This is a genomic window from Kitasatospora sp. MY 5-36, from assembly GCF_001182915.1.
Taxonomy (GTDB): Bacteria; Actinomycetota; Actinomycetes; order Streptomycetales; family Streptomycetaceae; genus Kitasatospora.
Genome location: NZ_LFVW01000959.1, coordinates 1 through 2,949, shown reverse-complemented (window position 1 = coordinate 2,949; position 2,949 = coordinate 1). Strand labels below are relative to the sequence as shown.

4 protein-coding genes are annotated in these 2,949 nt (G+C 76.0%); 3 read left to right on the top strand and 1 reads right to left on the bottom strand.

Features of this window, described 5'->3' with window-relative positions:
- Nucleotides 1-221 precede the first annotated feature (221 nt).
- The gene (locus tag AE652_RS38800; RefSeq protein WP_049660175.1) at nucleotides 222-983 is read right to left on the bottom strand and encodes an SDR family oxidoreductase; all 762 of its coding nucleotides are present in this window, start codon (nucleotides 981-983) and stop codon (nucleotides 222-224) included.
- A 195-nt stretch (nucleotides 984-1,178) separates the two neighbouring features.
- On the opposite strand from AE652_RS38800, the gene AE652_RS38795 reads away from it, so the two are divergent.
- From AE652_RS38795 to AE652_RS38785, 3 genes are all read left to right on the top strand, one after another.
- On the top strand, nucleotides 1,179-2,105 hold the full coding sequence (locus AE652_RS38795) for a helix-turn-helix transcriptional regulator (protein ID WP_049660173.1): 927 nt from the start codon (nucleotides 1,179-1,181) through the stop codon (nucleotides 2,103-2,105).
- Nucleotides 2,106-2,143: 38 nt separating this feature from the next.
- The gene (locus AE652_RS38790; protein ID WP_049660172.1) at nucleotides 2,144-2,410 is read left to right on the top strand and encodes a UBP-type zinc finger domain-containing protein; all 267 of its coding nucleotides are present in this window, start codon (nucleotides 2,144-2,146) and stop codon (nucleotides 2,408-2,410) included.
- Nucleotides 2,411-2,600: 190 nt separating this feature from the next.
- Nucleotides 2,601-2,873: a hypothetical protein gene (locus AE652_RS38785; protein WP_049660170.1), complete on the top strand. Its 273-nt coding sequence runs from the start codon at nucleotides 2,601-2,603 to the stop codon at nucleotides 2,871-2,873.
- The last annotated feature ends 76 nt before the right edge of the window (nucleotides 2,874-2,949 follow it).

Sequence of the window (2,949 nt, the reverse complement as noted above, 5' to 3'; positions counted from 1 at the left end):
TACCCCGGTCCGTTCGTCGCCGCCGTCGGCCGGTGCGCCGGTCCGTTCGTCGTCGCGGGCGCTGTCACCGCCGCCGCGTTTCCGCCGCGCGGGCGCACCGCCCGGGTCGCCCCCGCCGGTGTCGCCGTCCGTTCTCCCCGTCACGATCGCCACGGATGGCATGCTCCCATGCCACCCGTGGGCGAGGAGTGGGGATTGCGCAGTGCCGGTACGACGGGGCCTTAGGCCTGGCGGGTCGGCAGGACGACCAGGTGGCGCAGGTTGACGTGCCGGGGGCGGCTGACGGTGTACGCGATGAGGTCGGCGACGTCCTCGGCCGCGAGGGCCGGGATGGCGTCGAACATGCCGCCGAGCTGTTCGCGCAGCACCGGGTTGTCGATGTGCCCGGCGAGTTCGGTGTCGGTCAGTCCGGGCTCGATCGCGCTGACCCGGACGTCGCGCGGGCCGAACTCGCTGCGCAGGGCGGCGGACAGCTGGGTGAGCGCGGCCTTGGTGGCCCCGTACACCGCGTAGTCGGGGAAGACCACGTGCGAGGCGATCGAGGAGACGTTGACCAGGTCGGCGGTGCGGCCCTCGGCGGCGGCCGCGGTGAGGTCGGAGCCGAAGGCGCGGACGATCCGCAGCGCGCCGGTGAGGTTGGTGTCCACCATGCGGGTCCACTCGTCGATCCGGCCGTCGGCGAGCGGGTTGGGCAGCATCACCCCGGCGTTGTTGACCACCAGGTCGACCGGGCCGTAGGCGTCGTGGACGGCCTTCGCGGCGGCGTCCACCGAGGCCTGGTCGGTGACGTCGGCGGTGACGGCGAGGGCCTGCCCGCCCGCGGCGGCGATCTCCTCGGCGAGGGAGTCCAGCCGCTCGGTGCGGCGGGCGAGCAGGGCGACCCGGGCGCCGGAGGCGGCGAGCAGCCGGGCGGTGGCGGCGCCCATGCCGCTGGCGGCTCCGGTGACGACGGCGGTGCGGGCGGCGAGGGACGGGTGGCTCATCGGGGGCTCCAGAGGGTTCGGCCGGGCTGACGCCGACCACTCTGCGCGGGCCGCGACCGGCTACCCAGGGGTGCGTTCCTCCCGGGCACCGCCGTCCTGGGACGGGCCTTCCCGGGACGGGCCTTCCCGGGACCGGGGAGCCTGGGAAAGCCAGAGCCACCCTCGGGACACCCCTCCGGGACTACCCTGCCCGGCATGGAGAACACCCTGGGGGACTTCCTCCGCTCGCGCCGGGCCCGGATCCTGCCGGAGGAGGTGGGCCTGCCCTCGCACGGCCGCCGCCGGGTGCGGGGCCTGCGCCGGGAGGAGGTGGCGCAGCTCGCGGGCGTCAGCGTCGACTACTACGTCCGGCTGGAGCAGGGTCGGGGCGGCAGCGCCTCGGACGCCGTGCTGGACGCGGTGGCCCGGGTGCTGCGGCTGGACGGGGTGGAGGCCGCGCACCTGCGCTCGCTGGTCCGTCCGCCCAAGGCGCCGGCCGCCTCCGCCGCCCGGGTGCGGGGGCGGCAGCGGGTCCGGCCGGGGACGCGGCTGCTGCTGGACCTGATGACCGGGGTGCCGGCCTTCGTGCTGGGCCGCCGGATGGACGTGCTGGCCTGGAACGCGCTGGGCGACGCGGTGAACGGTTTCTCCACGCGTTCCGACGCCGGCCCGGACGGCCTGCCCAACCAGGCCCGGCACGCCTTCCTCGACCCGTCCGCCCGGGAGTACTACGGGCAGTGGGACGCGGTCGCCGCCGAGACCGTCGCCTTTCTGCGCCGGGACGCCGGACTGCACCCGGAGGACCCGGAGCTGGCCGCCCTGGTGGGCGAACTGTCGCTGCGCAGCGCGGAGTTCGTCCGGCTCTGGGCGGACCACCTGGTGCGGGAGAAGACCCACGGGGTCAAGCAGGTGAACCACCCGCTGGTCGGCGGACTCGACTTCGGCTACGAGACCCTGGGCGTCAACGGCTCGCCGGAGCAGCTGCTGGTCGTCTACACCGCCCCGGCGGACTCGCCCACCGCCCAGAAGCTGGCCCTGCTGGCGAGTTGGACGGCTCCGGGAGCGGCGGCCGGGGGCGCGGGAGCGGTGACCGAGGGTGCGGGAGCGGACGGGGCGGCCGCCGAGGGGGCGGAAGCGCCCTGAGCGGGCGATCCGCGCCGGGGCGGCATAGCCTTTCAGTCATGAGCGCCTGCGAAGACCTCGCTCTGGCTCCTCAGGACATCGAGCCCCGGCCGCCCGCCGACGGTTGCGCCGACTGCCTGGCGCAGGGCCGCCGGGACTGGGTGCACCTGCGGATCTGCCTGGACTGCGGTCACATCGGCTGCTGCGACTTCTCGCCGCAGCGGCACGCGACCGCGCACTTCCACAACTCCTCCCACCCGGTGATCCGCTCGTACGAGCCGGGGGAGGACTGGCGCTGGTGCTTCGTCCACGAGGTCATGGGCTGAGGCGGCCGGCCCCGTACGGCGCCTCCGCCTGCCCCCGCGCGTACGGTGCCCACCCCCGCCCCCGTAGCGGCAGATCGGCTTCTCCGCGGTGGCACGGGCCCGCAACCCGGATAAAATCCGGACATAACGCCCGTGCGGCCCCTCCGGCCGGCATCCGTCCGGCCCGGAGGCCGACGAAGGGAGGCCGACGATGACCAAGCGAACGCCCGGCAGCACCGCCAAGCTCCGCCAGGGCACCCAGGACCTGCTGGAGCGCCGGGGCATGGCGAGCCCGCCCACCCGGCTCGCGCCGGAGCCGAGCGCCGGCTCGATGTCCTACGCCGCCGCCGGGTACGGCGTCGGCGAGGCCTTCCGGCACGGCGGCCGGGACGCGGCGGGCGCGACGGCGCACGCGGCCCCGGCGATGCACGCCGAGCTCAAGGGGCACCGGCACCGTGGCGCGGAGAAGCACTCCGCCCACTGAGTCGCGACGCGTGCGGGGGCGGGTGGCCGGATCGCGGCCGCCCGCCCCCGCCGCGTGATCCCCCGCGCCCGCCCCC